The following is an 18,057-nucleotide window of genomic DNA, read 5'->3' as shown; positions in this document are numbered from 1 at the left end:
GTTGACACCTGTCGATTCAACGCAGCCTCACGGCCCACTTTCGATTTTCTTCCTCTCCGACTGGCTTTTTCATAACTGATACCCACACTACTAAAAATGCCAAGTCCTAAAAATAGAACCTGACATTTTATCAAATTTGGAGGGTAAAGACGCCGAAGTGCACTTTACTCAATTTTCCGGCAACATCAATACGGGATTGGACAGTTCACTTAACTTCTCTCATTAATATACGTTCGCGTATCAAGATGGAAGTCACTTCGTTTCTTGACATTAAGCGAACCAGAACTGCCTTTGATCCGGGGTTAGTGGGATGACCGTTTCATCCACGTCCACTGTCGATACTTCTGAAGGGTCGGCTATAGACACACTTTGCTTACCTGGACCTGGGCCTTTCCCGTTCGGGGTCAGATCAGGCAAGAATCCCCCTTTACGCAGCTCATCTACACTGTCCTTGACAGCTTGTATGATCCGCGCAATATCTTCCTCTGTATGAGCGGTCGACAAGAAGCAGTTCCGCCCTTCCCAGATGTAAATACCCTTTTCCAGCATGTGATAGAAGAAAAGCTCCAGATCACCCTTGAGTACGAAGCGAAATAGTGAACCAAAGTGAACAATCTTCATGGGTATCTGCTCATGGGTAAAGTAACTATTTAACTCTGCTGCCAACGCTGAAGTACGGCTGTTCAACTGATTTTGCAGCTGCTCGCCGTGGTTTTCCAAATAATTCAACACTGCTAGGGATGCCGCCATCGCCAGCGGATGATGACAGAACGTACCGGCTACAAAGGTTCGCCGATGCTCATTCTGAGGATAGGAATTATCTCCGAAGCTCCAGGTGCCTCCGTCAATCCCATCCATAAAGGCGGCTTTCCCTGCTACGATACCGATCGGCATCCCGCCGCCAATAATTTTACCGTAGGTCACAAGGTCAGCCTGTACACCAAACCACGCTTGAGCGCCTCCCGGTTGAATTCGGAAGCCTGTAATCACTTCATCAAAAATAAAAGCTGTACCGGATTGCTCCGTGATTTGACGAACCTCCTGCAAAAAGGCCTTCGGCTGAAAATCGGGACGACGGCTTTGCACTGGTTCCACTAGCACAGCAGCCAGCTCCTGCCCATGTGTACGTATATAATCCAACGATTCGTCTGTTCCATAATTGAGTACAACGATATCATCCACCATGTGCTGCAAGATACCAGGCGCCAGAGGTGTGGAATGCTCCTTATTATTGCCTGCACTACCCAACGCAAGCACACCATCATACGTACCGTGATAGGAGCCAGCAAAAATGGCTACTTTGGCTCGTCCAGTGGCAGCACGCGCCAAACGGAGGGCAACCATAACCGCCTCGGTGCCGGAATTGTACAAAGCGATCCGTTCTACACCGGTCAGCTTGCAAATCTTCTCGGCGACTTGTCCTGCCATGTTGGACATAGGTCCGACACACATGCCGTTCTTTAGCTCTGCCTCAATTTTTTCACGAATAAAGGCTGGATTGTGTCCAAACAGATTAACACCAAAGCCCATGGTCAAATCTACATATTCATTCCCATCCAAATCCCAAATTTTGGACCCGTCTGCACGTTGAGAAACAATTTGATAGACCATTTCCTTCAAAATAGGCCGGAATCCGGCTACATTACGGTTATTCGCGTAGACAGACCGATACTGCTGAGTGTACTGCTTGGTGCTTCGCGTCCGAGCAGTATAGCGCTCAATCAGCTCTTGCAGATGTTGTTCTTGGCGGTGTGAAAGCAATTCATGAGCTTTGACCTCCAGCTTTTTATAAGGTGTAAACGGTTTTGCTTCATGGCCTGCCTTCTTCGGAACAGCTAGTACAGGTGGAACAGTCGCTAATGCAGTTGCAACTTCCTGTTTGGTTTCAAAGCTCTCTGCGCTTCCTCTATTTGCTGACGACAAATCCCTTTCCGGTTGAAATGATTGGGAAACGGATGTCGGAGGAGTCGGTTGAGTTTGGAGCACATCAAGCTGCTGTGACATCACGTGCAGCTGCTGCTGCAAAATCTGCTCGATACCAGCAGAAGTCGCTATAACTGATGTGCTTTGAAATGGGTCTTGCCCGGACGTGACTATTCCATGAGGCGATGTACCAATTGCGCTGGAATCCTGCCCTGTCCAGGTTGATACTGTAGTAGCATCTACTCGATTAAGGGGTATTTTCGGTTGGATTTCCACAGCACCAACTGCTGCCTCGTCAGAAACGGAAATACTCACCTGTTCTGCGACGTAGCTAGTCAACAGTTCGAGCGTGGTCAGCGATTCAAAAAATTCATTCATTGGGACATCCAGGTCGAATGTATCCTTGATGCTGTGGCGGACCTGGGACAAATTAATGGAGTCCAGCCCTAGTTCTAGAAAATGTGTTTGCGGTTCCAGTTCCTCAAGACTAAGTTGTGACACATTACCGATCATTTTCGCTAATTTTTTTCCAATGGAAGATTTATACTGTTCAGTAAACGACGCTGACGTCGAATACTCATTCCCCATAGTTTCAAACTCCCTTACTATTGTATTTTTATAAACGGGTGCAGTCTGCTCCGCTCGAACCTGTTCTGGAACATGAATCCAGCACCTTTTCCTTTCAAACGGATACGTAGGCAGAGAAATCCTTTTGTACGGGTGACCTGCGTATAGCGTGTCCCAATCTATTTGTGCGCCCTGTACGTACTTCACTGCTACTTGCTCTAGTGCTTGCAAAGTGTCCGAGCTTCCGACGGCTGTTTCTGTACCACTACTGCTATCTACTTTTCCAATGTATACACCTTCAATGGCCTTGCCCTGCTCATAAAGCTGAAGTAATTTCGCTTTCAGAGCCTCCGCTCCTTCGGCTATCACAGCCACTCGGTATGTTAAGTGGCTTCTGCCCGTGTTAGCCGTATAGCAGACATCCTCCATCGGCAATTCTTCCTCACGTTCAAAGCGATCCACGTACCGTGCAATCAACTCACTTAAAGCTCCTTCAGTTCGCGCCGACAGTGTCAGTAGCAATGGCGATGATCCATTTTTTCGGTCGGTGGTTTCTTGGTCCGCACTCTTTTTCGCTATATATTCTTCCAGCACCACGTGGCAGTTTGTCCCGCTGAAGCCAAAGGAACTCACCCCGCATCTTCTCGGAAATCCGTCTGTCTTCCATTCCCTCAGTCTAGTGTTGGCATACAGCGGAGATTCTTCAAAATGGATGTTCCGGTTGGGTGTGCGAAAATGAACGAGCGGTGCAATCTGTTGATGCTTCATCGACAGCACGCATTTGATCAATCCCGCAATCCCAGCAGCTTCGTATAAATGCCCAATATTCGTTTTGACCGTGCTTATCGCCACAAACTGCTTGCGCTGTGTAAATCTACGGAATGCCTGGGTAATGCCCTTAATTTCAACGGGGTCACCCAACTTGGTGCCAGTACCATGGGCTTCAATATAGCTTACCGTCTCGGGATCGATCCGTGCATCACGCCACGCCTGCGAAATGACTTCTGATTGAGCCAGCGCATTGGGCGCGGAAATTCCAATCGTACTGCCGTCCTGATTAATCGCGCTTCCTTTAATCACACCCAGAATGTGATCTCCGTCTTTTTCCGCTTGGCGGAGCGGCTTTAAGAGAACGGCTCCAACGCCTTCGCCCCAGCCTGTACCGTCCGACTGATCGTCGAATGCTCGTGCCCGGTCATCGGAGGATTCCATGCCAATGCCAGCTTTCAACGGCAGCAAAATGGTCTTCACTCCACCGGCCAAAGCCATCTCACAGTCTCCATTCAAAATCGACTTACACGCCAGATGTACCGCTACGAGTGACGAGGAGCATGCCGTATCAATGGTCAGTGCTGGGCCTTTTAAATCAAGCAAATACGCAATCCGACTGGAGATAACGGACGGAAGATTGCCTATGCCAAAGTTTGGAAGCGCTCCTGGCTCCACTTCGGACAACAATCGTTCATATTCAAAGCTGGTTTTGGAGAATCCAACATACACCCCTACCTTTTTCCCCGACAGCTGTTTTCCTCCATAGCCTGCATCCTCAATCGTGCTCCAAGCAGTTTGCAGAAATAAACGTTGATTCGGGTCCATCAGAGAAGCTTCCCGTGGAGTCAGCTTGAAGAAGGTGTAGTCAAATTTGTCCACTTCGTCCAGATAGCCACCTTCGGCGATTTGCATGTTTCGGCCTTCCATATTCAGACGGGAAATAAAAGCTTCGGCATCCTTTTTTCTTTCATCGCTATATGGACTGATATGATCTGTACCGGAAGCTACATTCGCCCAAAACTGCTCCAGTGTATCCGCATGAGGAAACTTACCGGACATGCCAATGATAGCAATATCCAGGTCCTCTACCTCCTCTTTGGATTCCAATTGCGGTGCTGTGTTCACCTTATGACCTAAGCCCTGACTGGATATATATCCAGCTAGCTTGGCGATAGTCGGATAAGAGAAAAAGTCCGTTACCTCAATATGAATCCCGAGCTGTTCCTCTAATTGGTCCACGATCTGAACGAGTTGTAAGGAAGTTACGCCGATATCAAAGTAGCTGTCTTCCGTCCCAATTGACTGTACATTTAAAATAGCTTGGCAAATCCCAATCAGTTTTTGCTCGATCTCACCTTGAGGTACAGGGGCATCGTTCGCTTCCTGTATATTTCGAGCGGCCTCGGTTAGGGATGCCAAAACTACATCAAATTCTCCCTGCTCGTAGCTCTGAGCCAGCTTGTAGCGCTGAACCTTTCCACTAGTAGTTTTGGGAATACGGCGAATTGGAACTACATCTTGAATATGCCAGCCTCCCCGATAATTCAAATGGCTTTTCAGCCTTTGGACTGTTGGCAAAAATAACTCTATTTTTTTCGTGTGCATCACAAAAACAACAATACGATCCTGTCTAGTTTGTGCATCATGTACACCGCAGACAGCTACTTTCCCCAGATCCACCCCGTCCAGTTCCTCTGCAATCCTTTCGATATCATGCGGATAAATGTTCTGGCCGTTCACGAAAATAATATCCTTGGCTCTGCCTGTAATCACCAGTCGTCCGTTTCTCATAAAACCCAAATCTCCGGTAATGAGCCAGCCATCCTCTGTCTTGACCTTTGTGGTAGCCTCAGGATTGTTATAGTACCCGGCAGTCACATTTTTGCCGCAAATTTGGGTGTATCCGATTACATCGTCCTTTAGTACCTGATTTTGCTCATCACAAATGCGAACAGAGGTGCTGGCCATGGGGTAGCCCAAATCCGCAAACGTAAGACAACGCTTATCGGATGAATCTACTTCTTCTATAGGTTCACCTACATGTAGCTGCTGCCGATTTAAATGAATAGTAACAAAATTATCTTTATCCAAAGGTGGAGTGGAGACACCTACGCTGGCCTCTGCCAAGCCGTATACAGGATACATGATATTTTTTTTTAATCCATGTACACTCATGGCTTCCATAAATACATGGCAAAGCTCCACCGATATGGGCTCAGCCCCATTTAAAATCATGCGAACACTTGACAAATCCCAGTTATCCGCTGTTTTGGATTTATATTGATCAAGGAAAAATTTATAACCGAAGTTAGGAGAACAGATTTGAGTCACCTTATGCTCCGACACCTTTTTTAGCCATAATGAAGGACGTCTTATAAAAAGAGCTGTTGGCATAATGAGCTGCTTGGCATGGGCGATGATACAGGTTAAATGAAAAGCGATCAATCCCAAATCATGTGTGAGTGGCATCCAGCCCAGATACGCATCACTTGAAGTCATTCCCGTTTGACTGGCGATATCCCGAATATTGTATACGAGATTCTCATGCGTCAGCATGACTCCCTTGGGATCACCTGTCGAACCAGAGGAAAATTGAATAAACGCCAAATCCTCCGGTCTGGATTGATGAATGGTCCCTTTGTTCTGATCGGAATAATCAAAATCATGGCTAGAAAAGGTCGCTTCTTTCACAGAATCAAAGAAATCCAGCATCTCATGCTGATGAGAATACTTTTCTAACTGCTCTAATACTTTATGATCCGCAATCATGTAAGGGCAAGTAAGGGTACTCCAGATTTTAAATAGCTTCATTTTATGTTCATCATTATTCCCGATACTTACAGGTACGGGGACGATTCCGCCGAGCAGACAGCCCCAAAACACATTCACAAAGGTATGATTGTCTTCAATTTGCATAATTAGCTTATTGCCAGGCTGTACTCCTTTTTCCTGCAATTGATGAAGTACCTGCAGTGCTTGCTCCAGAAGCTGACTGTAGCTTACATACTCCTCCTGTGTATCACCCGAAATGAAAATAATTCCATTTTCAGCTCTACTGGCTCGGTCCTGAATGATTTCAATTAAAGTTTGAAACTGCTCCATCCTGATCCCTCCTCAAAAGGTCTAAAACTTCCTCCTGCTCTCCTGCAGATACTTGTTTGGTTTGCAATATCAGGCGAATACACTCCAGCGCTTCGCGTCTTAGTTCATAAGCAGAAGAAGATTTGCCCGATTCTATGCTTTTGAGTAACTCCTCCAACCTGTGAATAGGTAAAATAACCCCCTTTTGATACTCATCCTCATTCCAATTGGCATTGGGTGTAGACACCGCCAGCGCCAACGGTTTGACCAACCAATCACGGATCGAAAAACGACGTTCCAGCTCAATCCGATCCAAGTCTCTGTCCAAGGAAAGCACCTCAAAAGCGATGTTTGTTTCCTTTGCCAAGTTTTTCAGCACCGTTCGCGGTCCTAATTCAATTCCCTGCTTCACCCCATGTTTCTCCATATACTGCATCGTTTGTATCCACCGCACTGGATGGATCATTTGCAAATGCAAACCTTGACGAATGCTGTTGGCATCCGTATATGGCAGTGCTGTAACATTAGAAATGACAGGCCACAGCGGTTCATGAAACGTATATTTTTGCAATTCCAATGCTAATCGGTCAGCAGCATGCTGCATAAGCGGGCTGTGAAAAGGGCCGCTTACCTGCAAACGGGTAATTTGGAACCCACGTTGCTCTAATTGTCCCGCCACCGCAGCAACAGAGGCATGATGACCAGAAACGACGTATTGATAGGAGGAGTTATAACAAGCGATGGAAATAGGCTGACTGGTTACGTCATAGTGATCGCACAGCTCTTCTAGCAGATTTAAATCAGCCCCTCGAACAGCAATCATGCAACCCACTCCGGCCTCTGAAGCTTCTTCCATAAAGCGTCCCCGTTCTTGTACCACCCGCAAAGCATCGCCAAACGATAAGACTCCGCTGCTTACCAATGCAGAATACTCACCCAAACTATGCCCTGCAGAAAATTCGGGAATAATCCCAACATCGTGCATGTAACGTCTGAATGCGATTACACTAATTGTGAGTAGTGCAGGCTGGGTGTAGGATGTTCTGGATAATTGGGAGATGGGTCCTTTCATACATAAAGTTTTCAAATCATACCCCAAAATATCAGCAGCCTCTTCAAAAATGTGACCTGCCTCTGAAAAACCGTCATGCCATGCCGCTCCCATCCCGACATACTGAGATCCTTGTCCCGAAAAAAGCAAAGTCATGCGATTCATGTCCAACCCCTTTCCTCACCATAAAAAAGCGGTAAAACAAATGTTTTATGGGATTCAGATGTTCACATTCCTATGTATTTAAGATAGATACAGCAAAAACAACAAATTGTCTTGCCACAAACAAACAGTAATCGACATGTTAAAGTAAATCGTTTTTGAGTTTCATGATGTAATCAGAAATAAAAGTGTGTAAGTAGACTTGGAAGTGTAAAAAAATGGAGTGTGCTGGAAGTTCAGAGTTGATACTTAGAAACTTCAGCATCATAGATGAGTGTAAGAAATAGATTAAGGCTATTAATTTATTATAAACATTAAAATGAATTAAAGTACAGTGATATATACTACATATATTTTATAAACCAAAAGAATATCCTCTTTTGTTTAAAAAAAGGAATTGTTTTCAGCTTTTTAATGAATTTACATGAAAATTTCGTATTCTAAACTATTGACTCGCATCTATCGTTAAAACAAAAAAAGCCGCCAATTTGGCGACTTATTATACATAGTTGTTGTCCTTCGACAGTAATCGACGGTTAGGCGTCGTCATAGATACGTTACTAAATAAGTAGAAAACTCCAAAGCGCTTTATCTCCTTATGCAGTTTCCTTGATGGCTACAATGTGCAAGCGGCTAGTGTCGATTCTCCACTGACTTGGTTGTGGCTTCGTACAAACGCTGTAAAAGGGTAACAGCTTCAGCCCGTGTGACTTGCGCTTTGGGGCGAAGGTATCCTTCATTAGCGGTAAGGACCCCCATCTTGGTTAGGGTGTAGAATGCTTCTGCCTTTTGATCCTGGGAATCGCCATCATAGGAGTACTCTTCTCCAGTCTTGTCGATGTACAGCACCGGATAGTAGGCCGAGAAATTGTCATTGTAATTGGCCTGACGAACTTTCATATCCTTGTACTGCGCAGCTGCGGAAATCACTTCCTCAATCTCAGGATGAAGCGTCTGATTGGTATAATCCGTCCGAAGAGAGGCAATCATCATCACATCCCAGCGGGTCAATGGTTTGTCAGGCTTGACATAGAATTGATAGTTTGGATATTTCCCCCCAACACTTTCAGCATACGGCCAAACATAGTCCCCGTTGAATATTGCGGCAAAATCTTTATTCGCCCAGTGTTTACGCGCATCCACAAAGTCGGAAGATTTGCCGGAAGAATGATCGATTTCTGGAAAAAGCTTGTGAAACATATGTACAAATTCCGCTTTCGTTATAGTTTTGCTTGGCTTGAAGGTCCCATCTGCATAGCCCTTGACAACGCCCTTGTCGACCATGGAACGAATCGATTCGGCAGCCCATTCATATTTTGTTCCTTCCACATCTGAAAACGTGTTTGCCGCGAATGCAGATTGACCGAAAAACAGTGTCGTCGCAACCAACGGGGTGATAAGCCATTTCTTTTTCAACATCTCTTTCCACTTCCTTTAGGTAAAATTTATGTATAAAATAGTTCTCTAGACTCAATTTTATATCGGCATTTCAAAAGAAAATGATGATATTAGAGAGAAAAAAAGTACTGTTAAACAGTATTTTGGAATATCGACAATCAGTGTTTGAAAAATGCCATGGATACAAGTTCTAAAGCTTCTTCATATTCGGGTAGCCCGTCGGGAATTGAGAAAGCTTGTGGAGGCCTTAATGGGCCGATTTCTCCTGTATTACTCTTCCGACCTAAGCCTGTAAGTTCGACCCTGGCATCGATTAACCACTTCATGTAATCTGCCCACTAGTTAAAAAAACAGCCGAGCGCTCGGCTGTTTTTGATAGCGTTGAACTATCGTTTTTAATTAGCACGTGCATAATCGTTGTTACACTGAAGCCATTCATACCAAGCTTTCGAGAAGCATCTCATTTCTCTTACCGATTCAACGTAAACATTTGGCGACTGTTCCCATAATTTCCGCCACCAATCGCATGTATGCCACTGATTATCAACCTCACTAAGTGACAAGAACGGCTGCAGTTCCACGGGTATAACCCCATCAAACTCCATCTTTACCCCTGGCATTGCTATAGCCAATTTACCTCCTTCTTTAACTAGCGGCGCAAGATGGTCATCTAAGTACTGCTCATTCGCTCCAAAATATTGATACGCATCTACACTTATAACTGCATCAAAGTATTGTTCCGCAAAAGGCAAGTGGCAGGCATCTGCATGGATGGGGATAATTTGGCTTTCCAAACTAAACTCTCTGAATCTTCTATAGTTTTCAGTTGCACTAATCCATAAATCGACAGCAAACACGGTTATGCCAAACTTTTGCGCCAAATAGATAGAAGTAAGTCCGGTCCCACAGCCCAAATCCAGCACTCGCATTCCTTTCTGCAAAGGCAAATTTTTCGATAGCTCCTCGAGCATGATAATCGAACTAGGCCCCATTAAATTTGCTCTTATGAAATCTATGTCATCTAGATCTCGACGGATCATTTCTGCTGACCCCCTCCTACTTTCTTCATTTCATATTTCCAATAAAGCAATTCTTCATCTTTGTGATCAATTTGAAATCCTAACTTCAATAACAAATTCTTAGAGCTGATATTGTCAGGTACGCATCTTGCCGTTACGATTTGGACCTCTTCATGATTTAAGGACCACTCTATTAATTTTTGAGCGGCTTCATAGCAATAGCCTTTGCGGCGATGGCTTTCATTCGTTGCAAAACCGATCTCAATCATACCGTTCTGATCAGGATCTCCTAAAAAACCAATCCCTCCAACAATTTCTTGGGTATCCTTCTCCACAATGATCCAAGAGTCAAAACCTCTAGTGCCATTATTTTTTATCAAAAGTTCTCGAAAATAAGGTAAAGCTTCAAAGAAATCAGGACCCGGCCATTCATCACTGGTTTTATAACCCAAAGCTTCAATAGCACCTATATCACGTTGGGCTGCTGCTTCGATTAAATTAAGATCAAGTGTTTTTAATATAAGCCGATTCGTTTGAAGTTTCATGTATTGTCCACCTTTCTATTTACTTAGATTGAATCTTTCATTCAAGAAGTCTGGATGTATTTGACCAAATTGGAGTAATTCCCTTCTATCCCCCTTTGCTAAAAATTAGAAAAGGGCAGGAATGAACATACGTCATTCCTACCCTCATATCACCTGCTATTTGAGCCATAAAAAAAATCCGCGCTGAACCAGCACGGATTGGACTCATTATAACAGGTATCCCTAAGGATCTGGTAATATCCGTTGTTCTTAACTAATTCCGAAGCTTTCAAATCCCACCCGTAATACAAAAATTGGGCAGACGAATAGTAGGTGCATGAAAACCTCTTTTTATGGAATTGGATTAGTAAAGAACAGCTCCAGACAAAAAAATCTCTCCTTAGTGAATTACCCTTATTATACCAGGGCCAATTTTATCTGCCAACCTTTCACATGTTACAAAAGCGTTTCATTAGGACTATCCTGCTGGTTAGCTTAAAAGCAACCGAGTGATCGGCTGCTGTGGTAGCAGCAATTGCATCATGACCCTACAGGCCTTTTCCCCCTATAGCACGCAGTTTAATGGGCTCCGCTCCGATAATCAACGGTCGGCCGCGTTGTATCGACGCCAGTACCTCTTCGTTCTTAAGACTGGCTGCATGGGCATCTGCATCTTTCCACAGTTCGGTCACATACACCGCATTCGGGTCGTCGTCTGACACATTGACTATATACAAATAGCAGTCATTATTCGACTTCAACAGATCGGCCGCTTCTAGCAAGATGTCTGCAAGAGCGTCCCTTTGCCCTGGACGTGCCGTCAACTTTCCATACATAGCAAAATGGTTCATGATCCTCATCCTACCCTCGAGTAATGTTTGACTTCATCTTATCATAATGTTCCGCAATGTCAGCGCTAATTTCAGCAAGCTTCTCCACAAGCGCTAAAAAATAGTCGGTACCATTCCCCCATCCATACGGATTGGAGAACCTTTAAATGCAGATGCATAAGGACTACATACAAATGTAGCTAGTCTACCTATTTCAATAGGCTTGATAAATCGCTGTATTTCAGATTGAGGCAGGTTGGTAACCATAAAATCCTTCTCTTTTTCTAAAAAAGTCATATCTTCATGAGGATACATACTCTCAATGATTTGGTGCACATTCTCCGAGAGTGTTGGTCCTGGCATGATCGTATTGACTGTAACTTCTGTTCCTATTGTTAATTTAGATAAGCTTTTTGACAATGATAACAACATAGATTTTGTCATACAATACTGAGGCATTTGTCCTGAAGGCATAATTGCTTCTTCACTCGCAATAAAAATAATGCGGCCATAATCATTTTTCAACATTTTAGGTAAATAAAATTTTGATAATCCATTTGCAGCAAGAACGTTAGTGCGGAAGTATTTTTCCCATACTTCATCGTCTACGTCCTCATATTGCATAATTTCATAAATACCCGTATTGTTAACTAAAATATCAATATTGGGGTATTTTTCGAATAAAGCATCTCTTTGTCCAATATCCACAATATCGGCTGTGGCATTTTGAGGAGAGGTAGCTGGGAAATCTGACTTAATTTCATTTACAGTTCGTTCTACCTCTTCATAATTTCGTCCATTAATTAGTACATTAACACCTTCTTTGGCTAGTTCAATGGCAATTGCTTTACCTATACCTTTCGTTGATCCTGTAACTAAAGCTGTTTTATGGTTTAATCCCATATCCATAATACACTTCTCCTTTTTAAAACAGTCTTGTGCTCCGGATAGTGATTATATTATCTTGTCTGGATTGTCCAGTAACTAGTATAATGCGCCAAAGTTCTTGTTTAACACGCCAAATGACAAAACTCATTAGGAATTGAATCAATGAATAGTCGGCAGTCCTAGCGTGCTCCTGATATCGAGTTTGTACCTAGATGTTCAGTCCGCCAATTTGAAGGTGTATCACCCTCCCATAGGCGGAAGGCGCGGTAAAACGAGTTCTGGTCTTCATATCCAATCAAGAATGCCACCTCTTTAATATCAAGCGAGGGGTCTACCAAGTACTTTCGTGCCTGCTCATGTCTAGCTTGTGTCAACAGAAGCTTGAAGCTCGTGTTTTCGTCAGTAAGCCGGCGCTGCAAGGTACGATCGCTCATACCGAGCTCCTTCGCCACAGCCTGAATGTCGGGGCGCCCTCCTGTAAGGCTACGTTTCATGATCCATTTGACCATCTCGGTAATTGAGCGGTTGCGCTGCTGTTCATCCAACGATCGGTCCAGAACAGGAGTCAGGATTTCCAGCAACTCTTCGTTGTACGAGACAAAGGGGCGGTCCAGATCTCTTCGATGCAGCGTCAATCGGTTACGTTTTGCACCAATCCGGATACGACAGCCGAAGTAAGCTTCAAGCGCCTGTACATCGCCCATGGAGTGCGAAAATTCAACAAGCTGCGCGGTCAAAGGTTGACCTGTGCCCCGGCGTCCAATCTCCAGAAGACAAGCCAGCGTGATACCAACCAGCATCGGCGGACCAGATTGCTCGGGAGATAGCCATTCCAGATCAATTGTGCAGTGCTCGCCCTCCTCAGTGATATGTAGGCTTTCAGGGGGACACAGTTGTTTGTACCGAGCCATTCGGTTTAGAGCGTCGCGGTAGTCCCGAGCGTGGTAAGTCGCTAAGACGGTCGGTGGGTACTTCGCTGTATCAAAGACGGTCGCAAGCTTGATGATTCCTTGGGCAGTGTCACCAATGAGATCAGAATATGCCTGCCAGATCGCGAAATATTGGGCGGTGGTGACTACTGGTTCAGTAACAATGGTGATCGGCAATCGTGCTTTGCGAGCGACGTCGTGAGCGCCAAACCCTAATTGACATAATCCTGCCCACAATCCTGGCGGGATATTAATACGGTCAGAGGTATGAGACTTCATACATATGGGCCTCCTTTATATACTTACATATTCATTAGTTTTGGTTGCAATGGGGTCCCTCTTAAGTACACATAAGAATACTCTTAAGTACGTTAAGGTGTCTACATTAACGTAATAAGCTGCGGCAAATGTTACATCTTCTTGGTATCTGTGCTACTTTAACACCAAAAAAACACACCCATATGTTTATGAGTGTGTTTTTAAAACCTCAAACCACCGACACTCCTAGGAATGTCATTCCCTCCATGCTTCTTATATTTAAAAATTAAGGCTTCAAGAAAGGCCCGTTTTCACCGATCTTACCAGGAGCAGGATTACCCGGGAGATCAAGTACATATACCCTTAAGTTTCCTTTGCCCGAAACTGCCAGATTGAGCGTCCCATTCGTGACCTCTTTGACGTCTCCGGTAATAGCATCTTTATAAGTGCCGTTAGGAATATTCCGAAAAACAGCTGATTCACTAACAGTAACTAAAGCATAACTGTCTATGCCTTTTGATGAATCCGTATAACGTCGCTTGTACGCCATTTGTCCGCTTACATCCTTTGTAGAATACTGTCCTTTCTGCAAGGCAGGAATACTTCTTCGAATTTGATTCAGTCGCTGAATGTGCTTTACAAGTGGGTGCTGCAGGGTTTGAGCAACCGAACCTGAAGCAGAAGCTACCTGTCCGAAATCGGAGGCTACTACTGTACCTTCAATATGATCTCCATAGTAAGCACGTCCTGTGGTTGCTAATGGACACGTTGGACCACAGTCGATTGGCTTGCCTGCCTGAAATTCGATTTCTGAGCCGTAATACAATGTTGGAATTCCACGGAAAGTCCACATTAAACTCATATTCTCAGCCCATGCAGCCGTGCCCCCCGTATACCGGGTCGATGATTTGTTAGGTCCATAATCATGGCTATCTACATACACTACGTTATAGGTCGCATCGTTATAACTGTCATCCGAATCCTTGCCATTCCAAAATGCGTTATTCGCATCACTAAAATTCATATGCATCCTCATATCAATTACATTCATCCCGGAGGATTGCGAATGGTCCGGTTCATGATACAAATTCCCTTTGAGGAATGCATTATCAGATAAAGGCTGATTGGCTGTACCAAGATTATTTTCGTGTTGATATTGTTCCAACGCAGCTACTTCATCATTGGTGCTGTACTCTTTGCGCTCCTTCCAAGTGAAGAATTGAGCCGAATGATTCACAGAACCTCGGTTCCATTTATCGTTAACGAAAGCACCTACTTCACCGAACATATAGAAATTACGTCCTTTTTCACCAAACTTCTCAATCGCCCGCTCCTGCGCTGCAGGAAGAAAATGACGGTTCCAGGTAACGCGTGGAATGTGCACAGCGGTGTCTATCCTAAACCCGTCTACACCCATATCTATAAATCGATTGTACGCTTCAATTAAATAATCTTGGACAGGCTTCGACTCTGTATTAAAGTCAGCCAGATCCTCATGCAGCCAACAACTCCGTGAATCTTCCCCTTCCCAATTGCCGATCCAGCAACTGTGATAGTACTGTGAAGGAAACATGCCAGAGGTGGGGTTGGGCCATTGGCAATTGTAGGTTTTTGAGTTCATTGGGATTCCCCAATTCCGGCAGGTGTTGCCCTCCGGTTCCTTCGTTGACCATAGGTCACCGTTATACGGCTTGCCTGCGTCATTCTGCTGAAGGCCATCGTACTCGATTCCTTCTTGAGGTTCGTCATAGTACCAGGTCCACTGATTATCTCGAATACCGAATACTTTTGGCGTGAATAGACCTTTTGCACCCCAGCGGCTAGAGTGATTGTACACAACATCCTGTATAATTTTAATATCTTTGTCGTGTGCAGCATTAATCAAATCCTGGTATGTTGCACCTGGTGACTCTAACCTGGGATCCACTCGAAAAAAATCGTAACCATGATAGCCGTGAAAGTCATAGTCAGATCGATTCAATACAACCGGTGTAATCCAAATCGCTGAGAAGCCAAGAGCCTTGATATAATCCAGTTTATTGATTAACCCTTGAAAATCGCCCCTAAACATTGGATCACTGTTGGCTGCATTGCCGCTTGAAACATGATTCGCACCACCTCGGTTGTTCGAAGGGTCCCCATCATAGAATCTGGCAGTCATCACAAAGTAAATTGAATCTTCACGCATATCTGTTCCGATCGGACTTCCCTTTGAAGCAGGAGGTGATGAAGTTCCTGTTGTTGCACTCACCTCAATACTACTTTCCGAATTGTTGGCTGGTTCTGCTTTATCGTATGCCTTAACTGTATACGTATATGTCGTTTTCGCCTCCAATAATGAATCTTGGAAGGTAGTACGGGTCGTCGTATAGACCTTTTTGCCTTTAGTTCCTCCTGTGCGAGTGATCTCATACCCGCCGATTCCACTTCCACCAACATTATCAACAGAAGGATCCCATTCTAATTGGATTCGTAGTCCATCGGCATTGGCTATCAATAATTGAGGTATAGAAGGTGCTTCTAAATCAATAACCGGAGGGTTACACGGATTCTTAGCTCCGGTTGTTGTGACGATACCGTCTTTGACGGTACTTAAACCAGCAGCTAAATGATAATCAGCGCCTTTATTATTATCCCAGACAGAGCCGTTGTTAAATGCTGCTTTCATCGATGTTTTGGAGCCAAGATCAATAGTTTTTTTGGCCCAATCCAAGCAAGCGTTTTCATTCATGCTGATACCCGGCGGGGATGTCCAGGATGAACCATCGGGAGCATAGTGGATATTTACATCGCTCCAGCCACGGCTTTTCTTAAAATAGTAAACTATTGCTTGGTTGTCTGGAAGGGCTGTCAAATCAAGGTTCTTCGGCAGATTGGCATATGTTGCATCGGAGATATTCTGCTTGATGAGAGAACCGTTGCGATAGAGATCGTAATCTGATACTCTACTACCATTGGAGATGTCTTCGGAGGCTTTCCATGAAAGTTTTACTGATGTACTTGTAACGTTTTTAGGCGATTCATCAGCATTGATCGGCGTAACAACACTTACTGATGTTAATACAAGTATCCCCGTGATCATGAGTAAAAATAAGCGTTTCCAAGATCTTCGTTTATAACTCCTCATTCTCTACGTCCCTTCATCTATATTCTTCTGGTCGCACAGTACAATAAACGATCTCTCCCTTCCTCTTTCTCATACAAATGATTATGCTAGCACTTTCATGGATTATTTTATGTTTTTATGGAAGAATTTAGAGTGGAATATGTTGATTTATAAGGAGGAAATAACGGATTTTATGTAAAACATCTTTTTCTTTTTCGTGTAAATTAAACCTATTCAAAATCTCAGCAACTTAAAAATGATCAAGCAATAGAATTCGGTTGTGGAGCGATACCCGCTTGTGTTTTATGGTGGGCAAAATTATTTTGCTCACCATTTCAAAGGTTTCTGATTACTTAAATGCATCCCAAAATTTCATTAAATAAATCTGTTTGGTTCTCTCCAGGCTCCTATATATCTCTCTTATGACGGATCGAAAATAAAGCAGCAGATCTAAATAGTTCTTCGAATCACGCTTTTGGTTGCCCCCGCCTCAAAAATCGTCTCAATCAGCACCAATACACGGTGTACTTCTTCGCTTTTGATTGCAATCTCCGCTTTTCCTTCGATGGTGGAGACAAAATTTTCATAAAAGCTTTCTGCAGCAGCAGGTATTTTCTCAATCGGGAACTTAAGGGTGGATTCCTCAGATGGCGGCGCCATCGTTTTCGTCAATCCTTGACCTGCTTGAATCGGCTTGGGTTCCACGTGAGCGACATCTGGATTTCGGGTGACGATCTCTCCGCTCAAATCCCAATCCCTAATCACTGCGGTTCCTTCGGTTCCTTTAATATACCAGCGCGGCAGCTTTACGTAATTGGTTGTACCCACTTCAATGACTGCTGTCAGGCCGTCCTTGAACTCAATAAAGCTGGTAAAGCCGTCATCCACTTCAGTCCCCAAAATATAGCTTAGGGTAGCAGCTACGCTTTCTATTTTGCTGTCCGTAATCTGAAGCAGCTGGTCCAATAGATGTACTCCCCAATCCAGCAGCATTCCTCCTCCATACGCCTTTAGTTGCCGCCAGTCACCTGGAATCCCATTAGCCCCCTGAACTCGCGATTCCAGCTGGAAAAGCTCGCCTACGGTCTTATTGCCAATTATATCTTTGATAATTCGGAAGTCTTCATCCCATCGACGGTTTTGATGTACCGTAAACACACGATTTTCTTTCTTCGCCACCTCAACAATATCCAAGAAATCCGCGCTCGTTATCGTAACTGGTTTTTCGCAAATGACATGTTTTCCAGCTTGTAGCGCCTGGATCGCGATTTCCTTATGAACATCATTAGGTGTTGCTATCAAAACAATATCCACGGCCTGATCGGCCAGAACGGCATCCAGGCTTGCGTAGGTTTTATAGCCAGCAGCCGCAGCCAGTTCCATTCGGTAATCAACAATATCATATACACCGCCAACGGCAAGTTGCTGATTAGATTCGATCAATTGAACATGGTAGCTTCCCATGCCTCCATAACCGATAATGACTACATTGTATATACGATTGCCCATTTTCATCTTCCTCCACTTCTGATTTAAGCCTACCGCATATC

Annotated in this window: 10 protein-coding genes; all 10 read right to left on the bottom strand. The window is 44.3% G+C overall.

Annotated features, from left to right (window positions below; translation table 11 throughout):
- Positions 1-270: 270 nt before the first annotated feature.
- Positions 271-6,363 (bottom strand): aminotransferase class III-fold pyridoxal phosphate-dependent enzyme, encoded by a 6,093-nt coding sequence (locus MKX30_RS00205; protein ID WP_341062263.1) that lies wholly within the window; start codon positions 6,361-6,363, stop codon positions 271-273.
- Positions 6,338-7,558 carry an ACP S-malonyltransferase gene (fabD, locus tag MKX30_RS00200; RefSeq protein WP_338533581.1) on the bottom strand — a complete coding sequence of 407 codons (1,221 nt, stop codon included), beginning with the start codon at positions 7,556-7,558 and terminating at the stop codon, positions 6,338-6,340. Before fabD ends, MKX30_RS00205 begins: the two co-directional genes overlap by 26 nt.
- Positions 7,559-8,188: 630 nt before the next feature.
- The gene (locus MKX30_RS00195; RefSeq protein WP_279836326.1) at positions 8,189-8,974 is read right to left on the bottom strand and encodes an S-layer homology domain-containing protein; all 786 of its coding nucleotides are present in this window, start codon (positions 8,972-8,974) and stop codon (positions 8,189-8,191) included.
- A gap of 374 nt (positions 8,975-9,348) precedes the next feature.
- Positions 9,349-9,993: an SAM-dependent methyltransferase gene (locus tag MKX30_RS00190; protein ID WP_080751617.1), complete on the bottom strand. Its 645-nt coding sequence runs from the start codon at positions 9,991-9,993 to the stop codon at positions 9,349-9,351.
- On the bottom strand, positions 9,990-10,517 hold the full coding sequence (locus MKX30_RS00185; protein ID WP_023988591.1) for a GNAT family N-acetyltransferase: 528 nt from the start codon (positions 10,515-10,517) through the stop codon (positions 9,990-9,992). Before MKX30_RS00185 ends, MKX30_RS00190 begins: the two co-directional genes overlap by 4 nt.
- A 527-nt stretch (positions 10,518-11,044) precedes the next feature.
- Positions 11,045-11,347: a putative quinol monooxygenase gene (locus MKX30_RS00180; protein WP_023988590.1), complete on the bottom strand. Its 303-nt coding sequence runs from the start codon at positions 11,345-11,347 to the stop codon at positions 11,045-11,047.
- Positions 11,348-11,440: 93 nt separating this feature from the next.
- A complete protein-coding gene (locus MKX30_RS00175) occupies positions 11,441-12,235 on the bottom strand; it encodes an SDR family NAD(P)-dependent oxidoreductase (protein ID WP_068938430.1) in 795 nt (264 codons plus the stop codon).
- Positions 12,236-12,393: 158 nt separating this feature from the next.
- The gene (locus tag MKX30_RS00170) at positions 12,394-13,422 is read right to left on the bottom strand and encodes a helix-turn-helix transcriptional regulator (RefSeq protein ID WP_053325430.1); all 1,029 of its coding nucleotides are present in this window, start codon (positions 13,420-13,422) and stop codon (positions 12,394-12,396) included.
- 265 nt (positions 13,423-13,687) lie between these two features.
- A complete protein-coding gene (locus MKX30_RS00165; RefSeq protein WP_341062261.1) occupies positions 13,688-16,528 on the bottom strand; it encodes an alpha-amylase family glycosyl hydrolase in 2,841 nt (946 codons plus the stop codon).
- 429 nt (positions 16,529-16,957) lie between these two features.
- The gene (locus MKX30_RS00160) at positions 16,958-18,022 is read right to left on the bottom strand and encodes a Gfo/Idh/MocA family protein (protein ID WP_028541302.1); all 1,065 of its coding nucleotides are present in this window, start codon (positions 18,020-18,022) and stop codon (positions 16,958-16,960) included.
- Positions 18,023-18,057 lie beyond the last annotated feature (35 nt).

This window comes from Paenibacillus sp. FSL P2-0173, from assembly GCF_038008045.1.
In the GTDB taxonomy this organism is placed as follows: Bacteria; Bacillota; Bacilli; order Paenibacillales; family Paenibacillaceae; genus Paenibacillus; species Paenibacillus polymyxa_B.
This window is presented reverse-complemented; position numbering and strand designations above follow the sequence as displayed.